Source organism: Streptomyces sp. NPDC033966 (assembly GCF_055575955.1).
The window spans coordinates 1,065,884-1,079,941 of sequence record NZ_JBVIRQ010000001.1 but is presented as its reverse complement, the minus strand read 5'-3'; the positions used below and the strand labels follow the sequence as shown (position 1 = coordinate 1,079,941).

Sequence of the window (14,058 nt, the reverse complement as noted above, 5' to 3'; positions counted from 1 at the left end):
ACTATGACTAACACCGAAGGGACAACCATGGAAGCCAGGGCCCAGGCGCGGTACATCCGCGTCACGCCCATGAAGGCCCGCCGAGTGGTGGACCTCATCCGTGGCATGGATGCCACGGAGGCTCAGGCGGTCCTGCGTTTCGCCCCGCAGGCCGCGAGCGTGCCGGTCGGCAAGGTGCTTGACAGCGCCATTGCCAACGCCGCGCACAACTACAACCACCCGGACGCCTCCACGCTGGTCATCAGCGAGGCGTACGTGGACGAGGGCCCGACCCTGAAGCGGTTCCGTCCGCGTGCCCAGGGCCGTGCCTACCGGATCCGCAAGCGGACCAGCCACATCACCGTGGTCGTCAGCAGCAAGGAAGGTTCCCGGTAATGGGCCAGAAGGTAAACCCGCACGGGTTCCGACTCGGCATCACCACGGACTTCAAGTCCCGCTGGTACGCCGACAAGCTGTACAAGGACTACGTCAAGGAAGACGTCGCCATCCGTCGGATGATGACGTCCGGCATGGAGCGCGCCGGCATCTCGAAGGTTGAGATCGAGCGCACCCGTGACCGCGTGCGTGTGGACATCCACACCGCCCGTCCCGGCATCGTCATCGGCCGCCGTGGCGCCGAGGCCGACCGCATCCGCGGTGACCTCGAGAAGCTCACGGGCAAGCAGGTCCAGCTGAACATCCTCGAGGTCAAGAACCCCGAGCTCGACGCTCAGCTCGTTGCCCAGGCCGTTGCCGAGCAGCTCTCCTCCCGCGTCTCCTTCCGTCGTGCCATGCGCAAGAGCATGCAGGGCACCATGAAGGCCGGCGCCAAGGGCATCAAGATCCAGTGTGGCGGCCGTCTCGGCGGCGCCGAGATGTCCCGCTCCGAGTTCTACCGCGAGGGTCGTGTGCCGCTGCACACGCTGCGCGCGAACGTGGACTACGGCTTCTTCGAGGCCAAGACCACCTTCGGCCGTATCGGCGTGAAGGTCTGGATCTACAAGGGCGACGTCAAGAACATCGCCGAGGTTCGCGCCGAGAACGCTGCGGCCCGTGCGGGTAACCGCCCGGCCCGTGGTGCCGGCGCTGGCGACCGTCCCGCCGGCCGTGGTGGCCGTGGTGGCGAGCGCGGCGGCCGTGGTGGCCGCAAGCCGCAGCAGGCTGCTGGTGCCGAGGCCCCCAAGGCCGACGCCCCCGCCGCCGCTCCGGCTGAGAGCACCGGAACGGAGGCCTGACCGACATGCTGATCCCTCGTAGGGTCAAGCACCGCAAGCAGCACCACCCGAAGCGCAGCGGTATGGCCAAGGGCGGTACTGAGGTCTCGTTCGGCGAGTACGGCATCCAGGCGCTCACCCCCGCCTACGTGACGAACCGCCAGATCGAGGCGGCTCGTATCGCGATGACCCGCCACATCAAGCGTGGCGGCAAGGTCTGGATCAACATCTACCCGGACCGCCCGCTGACGAAGAAGCCGGCCGAGACCCGCATGGGTTCCGGTAAGGGTTCCCCCGAGTGGTGGATCGCGAACGTGCACCCGGGCCGGGTCATGTTCGAGCTGTCCTACCCGAACGAAAAGATTGCGCGTGAGGCCCTCACTCGTGCGGCCCACAAGCTGCCGATGAAGTGCCGGATCGTCAAGCGCGAGGCAGGTGAGTCGTGATGGCGACGGGAACCAAGGCGTCCGAGCTCCGCGAGCTCGGCAACGAGGAGCTCGTTGCCAAGCTGCGCGAGGCCAAGGAGGAGCTGTTCAAGCTCCGTTTCCAGGCGGCCACCGGCCAGCTGGAGAACAACGGCCGGCTCAAGTCCGTCCGTAAGGACATCGCTCGCATCTACACCCTGATGCACGAGCGTGAGCTCGGTATCGAGACGGTGGAGAACGCCTGATGAGCGAGAACAACGTGACTGAGAAGACCGAGCGCGGTTTCCGCAAGACCCGTGAGGGTCTGGTCGTCAGCGACAAGATGGACAAGACCGTCGTCGTCGCCGTCGAGGACCGTGTGAAGCACGCGCTGTACGGCAAGGTCATCCGCCGTACGAACAAGCTCAAGGCGCACGACGAGCAGAACGCTGCCGGCGTCGGCGACCGCGTCCTCATCATGGAGACGCGTCCGCTGTCGGCGACGAAGCGCTGGCGCATCGTCGAGATCCTCGAGAAGGCCAAGTAATTGCTTGAAGGGGTAACCCTTCAGGTTCGTTCCGCCAGGCTCGGCCGGGGCTTCGCTGAAGCCCCGGCCGGGAACCGGCAGACAAACAGGAGATAGACGTGATCCAGCAGGAGTCGCGACTGCGTGTCGCCGACAACACTGGTGCCAAGGAGATCCTTTGCATCCGTGTTCTCGGTGGCTCCGGTCGCCGCTACGCGGGCATCGGTGACGTCATCGTCGCCACCGTCAAGGATGCGATCCCCGGTGGCAACGTGAAGAAGGGTGACGTCGTCAAGGCGGTCATCGTTCGCACCGTCAAGGAGCGCCGCCGCCAGGACGGCTCGTACATCCGCTTCGACGAGAACGCCGCCGTCATTCTGAAGAACGACGGCGACCCTCGCGGCACCCGTATCTTCGGCCCGGTGGGCCGTGAGCTGCGCGAGAAGAAGTTCATGAAGATCATCTCGCTCGCGCCGGAGGTGCTGTAAGCATGAAGATCAAGAAGGGCGACCTGGTCCAGGTCATCACCGGTAAGGACAAGGGCAAGCAGGGCAAGGTCATCGCGGCCATGCCCAGCGAGAACCGCGTCCTGGTCGAGGGTGTCAACCGGGTCAAGAAGCACACCAAGGCTGGCCAGAACCAGGCCGGTGGCATCGTGATCACCGAGGCCCCGGTCCACGTCAGCAACGTTCAGCTGGTAGTGGAGAAGGACGGCAAGAAGGTCGTCACCCGCGTCGGTTTCCGCTTCGACGACGAGGGCAACAAGATCCGCGTTGCCAAGCGCACGGGTGAGGACATCTGATGGCTACCACTCCGCGTCTGAAGACGAAGTACCGCGAGGACATCGCGGGCAAGCTGCGTGAGGAGTTCTCCTACGAGAACGTCATGCAGATCCCCGGCCTCGTCAAGATCGTCGTGAACATGGGTGTCGGCGACGCCGCCCGTGACTCGAAGCTGATCGACGGTGCCATCCGCGACCTGACGACGATCACCGGTCAGAAGCCGGCCGTCACGAAGGCCCGCAAGTCCATCGCGCAGTTCAAGCTGCGCGAGGGTCAGCCGATCGGCTGCCACGTCACCCTCCGTGGTGACCGCATGTGGGAGTTCCTGGACCGTACGCTGTCGCTCGCGCTGCCGCGTATCCGTGACTTCCGTGGCCTGTCGCCGAAGCAGTTCGACGGCCGTGGCAACTACACCTTCGGTCTCACGGAGCAGGTCATGTTCCACGAGATCGACCAGGACAAGATCGACCGTACCCGGGGTATGGACATCACCGTGGTTACCACGGCGACCAACGACGACGAGGGCCGCGCGCTCCTTCGTCACCTCGGCTTCCCCTTCAAGGAGGCGTAAGCGAGATGGCGAAGAAGGCTCTCATCGCGAAGGCTGCCCGCAAGCCCAAGTTCGGTGTGCGTGCGTACACCCGCTGCCAGCGCTGCGGTCGCCCCCACTCCGTGTACCGCAAGTTCGGCCTGTGCCGCGTCTGCCTTCGTGAGATGGCTCACCGTGGCGAGCTGCCGGGCGTGACCAAGAGCTCCTGGTAATTCCCTCCAGTCCGTAAGGACTTGGGGAAGTTCCAGAGACTCTCGGTAAGCATCTGGTCGGCGGATGCCCGGCCGCGCATGCCTTAGGCTTGTGTGGTTGGGCGTCCGCCGCCCATAACGACTTACTACGCCGTAGGTCCCCGCACCGCACCCGTCCCGCCTCTGAGCGGGGAGAGGGATGGCGCATACAGGAAACCCCGGCGAGAGAGGCCGAAGGCCACTTCATGACCATGACTGACCCGATCGCAGACATGCTCACTCGTCTGCGTAACGCTAACTCGGCGTACCACGACACCGTCGTGATGCCGCACAGCAAGATCAAGTCGCACATCGCGGAGATCCTCAAGCAGGAGGGTTTCATCACCGGCTGGAAGGTCGAGGACGCCGAGGTCGGCAAGAACCTCGTCCTCGAGCTGAAGTTCGGGCCGAACCGTGAGCGCTCCATCGCGGGCATCAAGCGGATCTCGAAGCCCGGTCTGCGCGTGTACGCGAAGTCCACCAACCTGCCGAAGGTCCTCGGTGGCCTGGGCGTGGCGATCATCTCCACGTCGCACGGTCTCCTGACCGGACAGCAGGCAGGCAAGAAGGGCGTAGGTGGGGAAGTCCTCGCCTACGTCTGGTAGTCGGGAACGGAGGAAAAGCAATGTCGCGAATCGGCAAGCTCCCCATCCAGGTTCCCGCCGGTGTGGACGTCACCATCGATGGCCGCACGGTTGCGGTGAAGGGCCCCAAGGGTCTCCTTTCGCACACCGTCGCCGCGCCGATCGAGATCGTCAAGGGTGAGGACGGCGTTCTGAACGTCACCCGTCCGAACGACGAGCGTCAGAACAAGGCCCTGCACGGCCTGTCCCGCACGCTGGTGGCGAACATGATCACCGGCGTGACCCAGGGATACGCCAAGGCCCTCGAGATCAGCGGTGTCGGTTACCGCGTGGCCGCGAAGGGCTCCGACCTGGAGTTCCAGCTCGGCTACAGCCACCCGATCCTGGTCACGGCGCCCGACGGCATCTCGTTCAAGGTCGAGTCCCCGACCAAGTTCTCGGTCGAGGGCATCGACAAGCAGAAGGTCGGCGAGGTCGCCGCCAACATCCGCAAGCTGCGGAAGCCCGACCCGTACAAGGCCAAGGGTGTCAAGTACGCCGGCGAGGTCATCCGCCGCAAGGTCGGAAAGGCTGGTAAGTAGCCATGGCATACGGTGTGAAGATCGCCAAGGGCGACGCGTACAAGCGCGCTGCCAAGGCTCGCCGCCACATCCGCATCCGCAAGAACGTCTCGGGTACGGCGGAGCGTCCGCGCCTCGTCGTGACGCGTTCCAACCGCAACATCGTTGCTCAGGTCATCGACGACCTCAAGGGTCACACCCTTGCGTCGGCGTCGACCCTGGACGCTTCGATCCGTGGTGGCGAAGGCGACAAGAGCACTCAGGCCCAGGCCGTCGGCGCGCTCGTCGCCGAGCGTGCCAAGGCCGCGGGTGTCGAGACCGTCGTGTTCGACCGCGGTGGCAACCGATACGCCGGGCGCATTGCCGCTCTGGCTGACGCCGCCCGCGAAGCCGGGCTGAAGTTCTAAGCCCCGGTTCCGGGACTCACGGACGTAACAGAGAGAGGTAATCCAATGGCTGGACCCCAGCGCCGCGGCAGCGGTGCCGGTGGCGGCGAGCGGCGGGACCGGAAGGGTCGCGACGGTGGCGCTGCCGCCGAGAAGACCGCTTACGTTGAGCGCGTTGTCGCGATCAACCGTGTCGCCAAGGTTGTCAAGGGTGGTCGTCGCTTCAGCTTCACCGCGCTCGTCGTGGTGGGTGACGGTGACGGCACCGTAGGTGTCGGTTACGGCAAGGCCAAGGAAGTTCCCGCGGCCATCGCCAAGGGCGTCGAGGAAGCCAAGAAGAACTTCTTCAAGGTTCCCCGCATCCAGGGCACCATCCCGCACCCGATCCAGGGCGAGAAGGCGGCCGGCGTTGTCCTGCTGAAGCCTGCTTCCCCCGGTACCGGTGTTATCGCCGGTGGCCCGGTGCGCGCCGTTCTGGAGTGCGCCGGCGTTCACGACATCCTGTCGAAGTCGCTCGGCTCCGACAACGCGATCAACATCGTGCACGCGACCGTGGAGGCCCTGAAGGGCCTGCAGCGTCCCGAGGAGATCGCGGCTCGCCGTGGTCTGCCGCTCGAGGACGTCGCCCCCGCGGCCCTGCTTCGTGCGCGCGCTGGGGCGGGTGTCTGATGGCCCGCCTCAAGATCACGCAGACGAAGTCGTACATCGGCAGCAAGCAGAACCACCGCGACACCCTCCGTTCGCTCGGGCTCAAGCGCCTGAACGACGTGGTCGTCAAGGAGGACCGCCCCGAGTTCCGCGGCATGGTGCACACCGTCCGCCACCTCGTGACGGTTGAGGAGGTTGACTAATGGCTGAGACCAATCCGCTGAAGGCCCACAACCTCCGTCCCGCCCCCGGTGCCAAGACCGCGAAGACCCGTGTGGGTCGCGGTGAGGCGTCGAAGGGTAAGACGGCTGGTCGTGGTACCAAGGGCACCAAGGCCCGCTACCAGGTTCCGCAGCGCTTCGAGGGTGGGCAGATGCCCCTCCACATGCGCCTGCCGAAGCTGAAGGGCTTCAAGAACCCGTTCCGCACCGAGTTCCAGGTCGTCAACCTGGACAAGCTCGGTGCCCTCTACCCCGAGGGTGGAGAGGTCACGGTGGCCGACCTGGTCGCCAAGGGCGCGGTTCGCAAGAACAGCCTCGTCAAGGTCCTGGGCCAGGGCGAGATCTCCGTGGCGCTGCAGGTTTCGGTTGACGCCGTTTCCGGCTCCGCCAAGGAGAAGATTGCCGCCGCCGGCGGCACCGTCACCGAGCTCGTCTAAGACGAAACTCTTGTGACAAATAGCTAGAAACCCGACCGGGGATGCCTCACATAAGGGGCATCCCCGGTTGGTCGTTCCACGGGGGGCACACTCGCCGGTAAGGTGGCGTGCACCTTTGCTTGTACGTATTCGTCGATCCCTCAGACCGTCACCTCTGACGCAGTAGCGCGGGGGTCGCAGGAGGCACCGTGCTCACCGCGTTCGCCCGGGCGTTCAAGACGCCCGACCTGCGCAAGAAGCTGCTCTTCACGCTCGGCATCATCGTGCTGTATCGGCTCGGGTCCCACATCCCGGTACCCGGCGTGAGCTACAAGAACGTTCAGATCTGTGTCGACCAGATGGGGAGCAGCAACAGCCTCTTCGGTCTCGTCAACATGTTCAGTGGCGGTGCGCTGCTGCAGATCACGATCTTCGCGCTCGGCATCATGCCGTACATCACGGCGAGCATCATCCTGCAGCTGCTGACCGTGGTCATCCCGAAGCTGGAGAACCTCAAGAAAGAGGGCCAGTCCGGCACGGCGAAGATCACTCAGTACACGCGCTATCTGACGGTCGCGCTCGCGATCCTCCAGGGCACCGGCCTGGTCGCCACCGCGCGTACCGGCGCCCTCTTCGGGACCTGCCCGGTCGCTCGCGAGATCGTCCCGAACCACTCGATCTTCACCACCATCACCATGGTGGTCACCATGACCGCCGGTACCTGTGTCGTCATGTGGCTCGGTGAGCTCATCACCGACCGCGGCATCGGCAACGGCATGTCCATCCTGATGTTCATCTCGATCGCGGCCGGCTTCGTCGGCGCCCTCTGGACCATCAAGCTCCAGGGCAAGATCGCTGATGGCTGGGTGGAGTTCGGCGTGGTCATCCTGGTGGGTCTGGCGATGGTGGCCCTGGTGGTCTTCGTCGAGCAGGCGCAGCGCAGGATCCCCGTCCAGTACGCGAAGCGCATGATCGGCCGCCGTGCCTACGGCGGTACGTCCACCTACATCCCGCTCAAGGTGAACCAGGCCGGTGTCATCCCGGTCATCTTCGCCTCGTCGCTGCTGTACATCCCGGCTCTGATCGTGCAGTTCAGCGGCTCGACCGCGGGCTGGGCCACCTGGATCCAGAAGCACTTCGTCAAGGGCGACCACCCGTACTACATCGCGACCTACTTCCTCCTGATCGTGTTCTTCGCGTTCTTCTACGTGGCGATCTCGTTCAACCCCGAGGAAGTTGCTGACAACATGAAGAAGTATGGTGGGTTCATCCCGGGCATCCGCGCCGGCCGGCCTACCGCCGAGTACCTGAGCTACGTACTCAACCGGATCACCTGGCCGGGGTCGCTGTACCTGGGTCTGATCGCTCTTGTGCCGACAATGGCGTTGGCCGGCTTCGGAGCGAACCAGAACTTCCCGTTCGGCGGGACGAGCATCCTCATCATCGTGGGTGTGGGTCTGGAAACCGTGAAGCAGATCGAGAGCCAGCTCCAGCAGCGCAACTACGAAGGGTTCCTCCGCTGATGCGAATCGTCCTCGTCGGGCCCCCCGGTGCGGGCAAGGGAACGCAGGCCGCGTTCCTTGCCAAGAACCTGTCGATCCCGCACATCTCCACGGGCGACCTCTTCCGCGCCAACATCAGCCAGAACACCGAGCTCGGCCGGCGTGCCAAGGCGTTCATGGACGCGGGTGAGCTCGTCCCGGACGAGATCACCATCGGCATGGCCAAGGACCGGATGGAGCAGCCGGACGCCAAGGGCGGTTTCCTGCTCGACGGCTTCCCGCGCAACGTCGCCCAGGCCGAGGCCCTCGACGCCATGCTCCAGGAAGCGGGCATGAAGCTCGACGCCATCCTCGACCTGGAGGTCGAGGAGGACGAGGTCGTCAAGCGGATCGCCGGCCGGCGGATCTGCCGCAAGGACTCCGCGCACGTCTTCCACGTGATCTACGCGGCGCCGGAGGTCGACGGCGTCTGCGACAAGTGCGAGGGCGAGCTCTACCAGCGCGACGACGACTCCGAGTCCACGGTCCGCAACCGGCTCGAGGTCTACCACACGCAGACCGAGCCGATCATCGACTACTACAAGGCCCAGGGCCTGCTGGTGACCATCTCCGCCCTCGGCGAGGTGCACGAGATCACCAAGCGGGCGATGGACGCCCTCAAGAAGTAGTCGCTCCAGTTCGTGACCGACAGTACGGCCGCGGTGTCCTTCGGGGCGCCGCGGCCGTCTGCGTGGCACGGTGGCGTGTGACGTCAGCCAATAATTGAGGTACCACGGCGGAGAGCAACCACCTCCGCGAAAGCGGCGGCGGTTCAGCCGCAAAAGAGGGAAGGCCCAGTTCCATGGTTCAGCTGAAGACCCCCGAGCAGATCGCGAAGATGCGGGAGGCAGGGCTGGTCGTCGCCGCGATCCACGCGGCGACCCGTGAAGCGGCCGTGCCGGGCTCCACGACGCGGGACCTGGACATGGTGGCCCGGAAGGTGATCGCCGACGCCGGGGCGAAGTCGAACTTCCTCGGGTACGGCGGCTTCCCCGCGACCATCTGCACCTCGGTGAACGAGGTCGTCGTCCACGGCATCCCGGACGACAAGACGGTCCTGAAGGACGGCGACGTCATTTCCATCGACGCCGGCGCGATCGTGGACGGCTGGCACGGCGACGCGGCGTACACGGCCTTCGTGGGCACCGGTCACGCTCCGGAGCTGATCGAGTTGTCCCGGGTCACCGAGGAGTCGATGTGGGCCGGCATCGCGGCCATGAAGCTCGGCAACCGCCTGGTGGACATCTCGAAGGCGATCGAGGGCTACATCAAGCGCCAGCCGCGGCCGGCGACCGGTGAGCACAGCCTCGGCAAGTTCGGGATCATCGAGGACTACGGCGGCCACGGCATCGGCTCCGAGATGCACATGGACCCGCACCTGCTGAACTACGTCTCGCGCAAGCGGGGCAAGGGCATCAAGCTGGTCCCGGGCCTGTGCCTGGCGATCGAGCCGATGGTCTCCCTGGGCACCGCCCAGACGGAGGTCCTGGCGGACGACTGGACGGTCATCACCACGGACGGCACCTGGTCCTCGCACTGGGAGCACTCGGTCGCCCTCACGGAGGCCGGCCCGATCGTCCTGACCAGCCCGGACTGCGGTAGGGCGAAGCTGGCGGAGTACGGGGTCACGACGGCCCCCGACCCGCTGGGCTAGCCCTCGGTTAATGATCTAGACTCGTGGGCAAACTTTCCGGATTCGTCTTTCTGGGTGCCCTGACGTAGACTGACTCGTCGGCTCACGTGCATTTCCATGCCTGTGGGTCGATCAAGGTAGCCGATTCGAAAGGCGAAGCGTGGCCAAGAAGCAAGGTGCCATCGAGATCGAGGGCACCGTGATCGAGTCCCTCCCGAACGCCATGTTCAAGGTGGAACTCCAGAACGGTCACAAGGTCCTCGCGCACATCAGCGGCAAGATGCGTATGCACTACATCCGCATCCTCCCCGATGACCGGGTCGTTGTGGAGCTGTCTCCGTACGACCTGACGCGTGGCCGGATCGTCTACCGATACAAGTAGATCTTGTCCTCACTCCTGCCTGGGCATCCGTCCCGGTGCGGGTGGTGGCACTGACCCGGAGAACCTCACCAACATGAAGGTCAAGCCGAGCGTCAAGAAGATCTGCGACAAGTGCAAGGTGATCCGCCGTCACGGTCGGGTCATGGTCATCTGCGACAACCTGCGCCACAAGCAGCGCCAGGGCTGACGCACGCCGACCGACCTGCACTACGCAGTTCTTCGCGCGACGTAAGAAAACGTACATACGCAGAACCCGCCCAGCCCTGAGAAGGGCCGGCGGCACCTCCGGCGGGGGCCGGGGACCCGGACGTACCACTGCCCAGCAGGGTGGTCGGCGGTCGGGAGTGGTTTTGCGGAAGACCCCCGAACACACAGGAGCCATTGAATGGCACGCGTTTCCGGTGTTGACATCCCGCGCGAAAAGCGCGTGGAGATCGCACTCACCTACGTCTTCGGTATCGGGCGCACCCGGTCCAAGGAGATCCTCGCCTCCACCGGCGTGAACCCGAACACCCGCGTTCGTGACCTGGCCGAAGAGGACCTCGTCAAGATCCGCGAGTACGTGGACGCCAACCTCCGTACCGAGGGTGACCTCCGCCGCGAGATCCAGGGCGACATCCGTCGCAAGATCGAGATCCAGTGCTACCAGGGCATCCGCCACCGTCGTGGCCTGCCGGTGCACGGTCAGCGCACCAGCACGAACGCGCGTACCCGCAAGGGCCCGCGTCGCGCGATCGCCGGTAAGAAGAAGCCGGGCAAGAAGTAGTCCTGTTCAGCGGTCTTGCGCTGTAGGACCGACCACCTCCCGTAGGAGTAAGAGATGCCCCCCAAGGGTCGTCAGGGCGCTGCCAAGAAGGTGCGCCGCAAGGAAAAGAAGAACGTCGCTCATGGGCACGCCCACATCAAGAGCACGTTCAACAACACCATCGTTTCGATCACGGACCCGTCCGGCAACGTGATCTCCTGGGCCTCCGCCGGCCACGTCGGCTTCAAGGGCTCGCGCAAGTCCACCCCCTTCGCCGCGCAGATGGCCGCCGAGTCGGCCGCCCGCCGCGCGCAGGAGCACGGCATGCGCAAGGTCGACGTCTTCGTCAAGGGTCCGGGCTCCGGCCGCGAGACCGCGATCCGCTCCCTCCAGGCCACCGGCCTCGAGGTCGGCTCGATCCAGGACGTCACCCCCACCCCGCACAACGGCTGCCGTCCGCCGAAGCGCCGCCGCGTCTGATCCGGGGCGGCGTTCGACCCCGCGCCAGCGGGGATGATCCGCGCCGCCGCGTCTGACCCAGCGGACGCACTTGTGCGTTCTTGAGTGTCCGGGCGGTACGAACCCTTCGGGGGACGTACCGCCCGTACCCTTGTAAGTCCGCGGCCCTCGGGCCGCACCCGTCGGGCGTCAAATAGTGGGCGTCCACGACTGAAGGAACAGACATGCTTATCGCTCAGCGTCCTTCGCTGACCGAAGAGGTCGTCGACGAGTACCGCTCGCGGTTCGTGATCGAGCCGCTGGAGCCGGGCTTCGGCTACACGCTCGGCAACTCCCTGCGCCGTACCCTCCTGTCCTCCATCCCGGGTGCCGCTGTCACCAGCATCCGCGTGGACGGCGTCCTGCACGAGTTCACCACCGTGCCGGGCGTCAAGGAAGACGTCACGGACATCATCCTCAACATCAAGCAGCTGGTCGTCTCCTCGGAGCACGACGAGCCGGTCGTGATGTACCTGCGCAAGCAGGGTCCCGGCCTGGTCACCGCTGCCGACATCGCGCCCCCGGCCGGTGTCGAGGTGCACAACCCGGACCTGGTCCTCGCCACACTCAACGGCAAGGGCAAGCTGGAGATGGAGCTGACCGTCGAGCGCGGTCGCGGCTACGTCTCCGCCGTCCAGAACAAGCAGCTGGGCCAGGAGATCGGCCGCATCCCGATCGACTCCATCTACAGCCCGGTCCTCAAGGTCACCTACAAGGTCGAGGCGACCCGAGTCGAGCAGCGCACCGACTTCGACAAGCTGATCGTCGACGTCGAGACCAAGCAGGCCATGCGCCCGCGCGACGCCATGGCGTCCGCCGGCAAGACCCTGGTCGAGCTGTTCGGTCTGGCCCGCGAGCTCAACATCGACGCCGAGGGCATCGACATGGGCCCGTCCCCGACGGACGCCGCCCTGGCCGCCGACCTGGCGCTGCCGATCGAGGAGCTGGAGCTCACCGTTCGGTCGTACAACTGCCTCAAGCGCGAGGGCATCCACTCCGTGGGTGAGCTCGTCGCCCGCTCCGAGGCCGACCTGCTCGACATCCGCAACTTCGGTGCGAAGTCGATCGACGAGGTCAAGGCGAAGCTGGCCGGCATGGGCCTGGCCCTCAAGGACAGCCCGCCCGGATTCGACCCGACCGCCGCCGCCGACGCCTTCGGCGCCGACGACGACGCGGACGCCGGTTTCGTCGAGACCGAGCAGTACTGAGAAAGCTTGCGGGGGGCTCACGCCCCCCGCACCCACCCTCTCGCGACCGCCTGAGGGAACTGACACCGGTACCTGACACGGCCGGTGCAGATGTGAAGGAGTAACAATGCCGCGTCCCGCAAAGGGTGCCCGCCTGGGCGGCTCCGCCGCGCACGAGAAGCACCTCCTCGCGAACCTCGCGAAGGCGCTCTTCGAGCACGGCCGCATCACCACCACCGAGGCCAAGGCCCGCCGCCTGCGTCCCTACGCCGAGCGTCTGGTCACCAAGGCCAAGAAGGGCGACATCCACAACCGTCGCCTGGTGCTGCAGACGATCACGGACAAGAGCATCGTGCACACGCTGTTCACCGAGATCGCCCCGCGCTACGAGAACCGCCCCGGTGGTTACACGCGCATCACCAAGATCGGCAACCGTCGTGGCGACAACGCCCCGATGGCCGTGATCGAGCTGGTCGAGGCCCTGACCGTGGCCCAGCAGGCCACCGGTGAGGCCGAGGCCGCCACCAAGCGCGCCGCGAAGGACGCCGAGGCCGTGGCCGAGGCTCCCGCCGCCGAGGAGACCAAGGAGGCCTGATCCCGTCCCGGGATCGAGCTTGCTTGATCGGCTCTGAACGGGCCCGCCCCTTTCCGGGGGCGGGCCCGTTCTGCATTGCTGTGCTTCTGAGAGGATCTGTCACGTGAGTGACGAGGTGGAGCCCGGGCACGTCCGGGTACGGCTGGACCTGAGCTACGACGGCAAGGACTTCTCCGGCTGGGCGAAGCAGCGCACGCTGCGGACCGTCCAGGGCGAGCTGGAGAGCGCCCTGCAGACCGTGATGCGGCTCAAGGAGCCGGTCGAGCTGACCGTGGCCGGACGGACCGACGCCGGGGTGCACGCGCGCGGGCAGGTCGCGCAGTTCGACCTGGCCGAGGACGTGTGGGCCGAGCACCACGACAAGCTGCTGCGCCGCCTCGCGGGCCGGCTGCCGCACGACGTGCGGGTGTGGAAGGCCGCCGAGGCCCCGGAGGGCTTCAACGCGCGGTTCTCCGCCATCTGGCGCCGCTACGCCTACCGCGTCGGCGACCACCAGGCGGGCGTGGACCCGCTGCGCCGCGGGCACGTGCTGTGGCACCAGTGGCCGCTGGACGTGGACGCCATGAACGAGGCCGCCGCCGCGCTGGTCGGCGAGCACGACTTCGCCGCGTACTGCAAGAAGCGCGAGGGCGCCACGACGATCCGTACGCTCCAGCAGCTCAGCTGGGAGCGCGGGGAGGACGGCATCGTCACGGCGACGGTCCGGGCCGACGCGTTCTGCCACAACATGGTCCGCTCGCTGGTCGGGGCCCTGCTCCACGTCGGCGACGGGCACCGGCCGGTCGAGTGGCCCGGGCAGGTGCTGGCCGCCGCCGTACGGGACTCCTCGGTGCACGTGGTCAAGCCGCACGGGCTGACCCTGGAGGAGGTCGGCTACCCGGCGGACGGGCTGCTGGCCGCCCGCAGCAAGGAAGCGCGGAACATGCGGACCCTGCCGGGGGCCGGCGGCGGCTGCGGGGGCTGCTGAGCGGCGGCCG

At 66.3% G+C, this 14,058-nt stretch carries 25 protein-coding genes; all 25 read left to right on the top strand.

Annotation, left to right across the window (positions count from 1 at the left end; genetic code table 11):
* Window positions 1-27: 27 nt before the first annotated feature.
* The 25 genes from rplV to truA all read left to right on the top strand — a co-directional run bounded on the left by rplV (window position 28) and on the right by truA (window position 14,048).
* Window positions 28-375 carry a 50S ribosomal protein L22 gene (gene rplV, locus ACZ518_RS05085; protein WP_007265904.1) on the top strand — a complete coding sequence of 116 codons (348 nt, stop codon included), beginning with the start codon at window positions 28-30 and terminating at the stop codon, window positions 373-375.
* Window positions 375-1,214: a 30S ribosomal protein S3 gene (gene rpsC / locus ACZ518_RS05080; RefSeq protein WP_007265905.1), complete on the top strand. Its 840-nt coding sequence runs from the start codon at window positions 375-377 to the stop codon at window positions 1,212-1,214. The genes rplV and rpsC overlap by 1 nt, the downstream gene beginning before the upstream one ends.
* 5 nt (window positions 1,215-1,219) lie before the next feature.
* Window positions 1,220-1,639: a 50S ribosomal protein L16 gene (rplP, locus tag ACZ518_RS05075; RefSeq protein ID WP_007265906.1), complete on the top strand. Its 420-nt coding sequence runs from the start codon at window positions 1,220-1,222 to the stop codon at window positions 1,637-1,639.
* A complete protein-coding gene (gene rpmC, locus ACZ518_RS05070) occupies window positions 1,639-1,863 on the top strand; it encodes a 50S ribosomal protein L29 (RefSeq protein ID WP_007265907.1) in 225 nt (74 codons plus the stop codon). The genes rplP and rpmC overlap by 1 nt, the downstream gene beginning before the upstream one ends.
* Window positions 1,863-2,144 (top strand): 30S ribosomal protein S17, encoded by a 282-nt coding sequence (gene rpsQ / locus ACZ518_RS05065; RefSeq protein WP_007265908.1) that lies wholly within the window; start codon window positions 1,863-1,865, stop codon window positions 2,142-2,144. The genes rpmC and rpsQ overlap by 1 nt, the downstream gene beginning before the upstream one ends.
* Window positions 2,145-2,242: 98 nt before the next feature.
* The gene (gene rplN, locus ACZ518_RS05060; protein ID WP_003956455.1) at window positions 2,243-2,611 is read left to right on the top strand and encodes a 50S ribosomal protein L14; all 369 of its coding nucleotides are present in this window, start codon (window positions 2,243-2,245) and stop codon (window positions 2,609-2,611) included.
* A gap of 2 nt (window positions 2,612-2,613) precedes the next feature.
* A complete protein-coding gene (gene rplX, locus ACZ518_RS05055; RefSeq protein ID WP_388934833.1) occupies window positions 2,614-2,925 on the top strand; it encodes a 50S ribosomal protein L24 in 312 nt (103 codons plus the stop codon).
* Window positions 2,925-3,476 carry a 50S ribosomal protein L5 gene (gene rplE, locus ACZ518_RS05050; RefSeq protein WP_030298216.1) on the top strand — a complete coding sequence of 184 codons (552 nt, stop codon included), beginning with the start codon at window positions 2,925-2,927 and terminating at the stop codon, window positions 3,474-3,476. Before rplX ends, rplE begins: the two co-directional genes overlap by 1 nt.
* Before the next feature lie 5 nt (window positions 3,477-3,481).
* Window positions 3,482-3,667 (top strand): type Z 30S ribosomal protein S14, encoded by a 186-nt coding sequence (locus tag ACZ518_RS05045; protein WP_003956452.1) that lies wholly within the window; start codon window positions 3,482-3,484, stop codon window positions 3,665-3,667.
* Between the two features lie 224 nt (window positions 3,668-3,891).
* On the top strand, window positions 3,892-4,290 hold the full coding sequence (gene rpsH, locus ACZ518_RS05040) for a 30S ribosomal protein S8 (RefSeq protein WP_007265911.1): 399 nt from the start codon (window positions 3,892-3,894) through the stop codon (window positions 4,288-4,290).
* A gap of 20 nt (window positions 4,291-4,310) precedes the next feature.
* Window positions 4,311-4,850, top strand: coding sequence for a 50S ribosomal protein L6 (gene rplF, locus ACZ518_RS05035; RefSeq protein ID WP_427708472.1), 540 nt, complete (start codon window positions 4,311-4,313; stop codon window positions 4,848-4,850).
* 2 nt (window positions 4,851-4,852) lie between these two features.
* Window positions 4,853-5,236: a 50S ribosomal protein L18 gene (rplR, locus tag ACZ518_RS05030; RefSeq protein WP_401247066.1), complete on the top strand. Its 384-nt coding sequence runs from the start codon at window positions 4,853-4,855 to the stop codon at window positions 5,234-5,236.
* A 45-nt stretch (window positions 5,237-5,281) separates the two neighbouring features.
* The gene (gene rpsE, locus ACZ518_RS05025; RefSeq protein ID WP_007265914.1) at window positions 5,282-5,884 is read left to right on the top strand and encodes a 30S ribosomal protein S5; all 603 of its coding nucleotides are present in this window, start codon (window positions 5,282-5,284) and stop codon (window positions 5,882-5,884) included.
* The gene (gene rpmD / locus ACZ518_RS05020; RefSeq protein WP_005313525.1) at window positions 5,884-6,066 is read left to right on the top strand and encodes a 50S ribosomal protein L30; all 183 of its coding nucleotides are present in this window, start codon (window positions 5,884-5,886) and stop codon (window positions 6,064-6,066) included. The genes rpsE and rpmD overlap by 1 nt, the downstream gene beginning before the upstream one ends.
* Window positions 6,066-6,521: a 50S ribosomal protein L15 gene (rplO, locus tag ACZ518_RS05015; protein ID WP_469111609.1), complete on the top strand. Its 456-nt coding sequence runs from the start codon at window positions 6,066-6,068 to the stop codon at window positions 6,519-6,521. The genes rpmD and rplO overlap by 1 nt, the downstream gene beginning before the upstream one ends.
* 188 nt (window positions 6,522-6,709) lie before the next feature.
* The gene (gene secY / locus ACZ518_RS05010) at window positions 6,710-8,023 is read left to right on the top strand and encodes a preprotein translocase subunit SecY (RefSeq protein WP_469111608.1); all 1,314 of its coding nucleotides are present in this window, start codon (window positions 6,710-6,712) and stop codon (window positions 8,021-8,023) included.
* On the top strand, window positions 8,023-8,670 hold the full coding sequence (locus tag ACZ518_RS05005) for an adenylate kinase (RefSeq protein ID WP_469111607.1): 648 nt from the start codon (window positions 8,023-8,025) through the stop codon (window positions 8,668-8,670). Before secY ends, ACZ518_RS05005 begins: the two co-directional genes overlap by 1 nt.
* 173 nt (window positions 8,671-8,843) lie before the next feature.
* On the top strand, window positions 8,844-9,695 hold the full coding sequence (map, locus tag ACZ518_RS05000; RefSeq protein ID WP_469111606.1) for a type I methionyl aminopeptidase: 852 nt from the start codon (window positions 8,844-8,846) through the stop codon (window positions 9,693-9,695).
* 139 nt (window positions 9,696-9,834) lie between these two features.
* Window positions 9,835-10,056: a translation initiation factor IF-1 gene (gene infA, locus ACZ518_RS04995; RefSeq protein WP_003956442.1), complete on the top strand. Its 222-nt coding sequence runs from the start codon at window positions 9,835-9,837 to the stop codon at window positions 10,054-10,056.
* A 73-nt stretch (window positions 10,057-10,129) separates the two neighbouring features.
* Entirely contained in the window at window positions 10,130-10,243 is a 114-nt protein-coding gene (rpmJ, locus tag ACZ518_RS04990; RefSeq protein ID WP_003956441.1) for a 50S ribosomal protein L36, read from the top strand.
* A gap of 198 nt (window positions 10,244-10,441) precedes the next feature.
* Window positions 10,442-10,822 (top strand): 30S ribosomal protein S13, encoded by a 381-nt coding sequence (rpsM, locus tag ACZ518_RS04985; RefSeq protein WP_007265919.1) that lies wholly within the window; start codon window positions 10,442-10,444, stop codon window positions 10,820-10,822.
* Window positions 10,823-10,876: 54 nt separating this feature from the next.
* On the top strand, window positions 10,877-11,281 hold the full coding sequence (gene rpsK / locus ACZ518_RS04980) for a 30S ribosomal protein S11 (RefSeq protein WP_003956432.1): 405 nt from the start codon (window positions 10,877-10,879) through the stop codon (window positions 11,279-11,281).
* A 203-nt stretch (window positions 11,282-11,484) separates the two neighbouring features.
* Window positions 11,485-12,507, top strand: a complete 1,023-nt coding sequence (locus ACZ518_RS04975; protein WP_008739666.1) for a DNA-directed RNA polymerase subunit alpha — start codon at window positions 11,485-11,487, stop codon at window positions 12,505-12,507.
* Window positions 12,508-12,613: 106 nt separating this feature from the next.
* Window positions 12,614-13,081, top strand: a complete 468-nt coding sequence (gene rplQ / locus ACZ518_RS04970) for a 50S ribosomal protein L17 (protein ID WP_030298228.1) — start codon at window positions 12,614-12,616, stop codon at window positions 13,079-13,081.
* Between the two features lie 103 nt (window positions 13,082-13,184).
* Entirely contained in the window at window positions 13,185-14,048 is an 864-nt protein-coding gene (gene truA / locus ACZ518_RS04965; protein WP_469111605.1) for a tRNA pseudouridine(38-40) synthase TruA, read from the top strand.
* The last annotated feature ends 10 nt before the right edge of the window (window positions 14,049-14,058 follow it).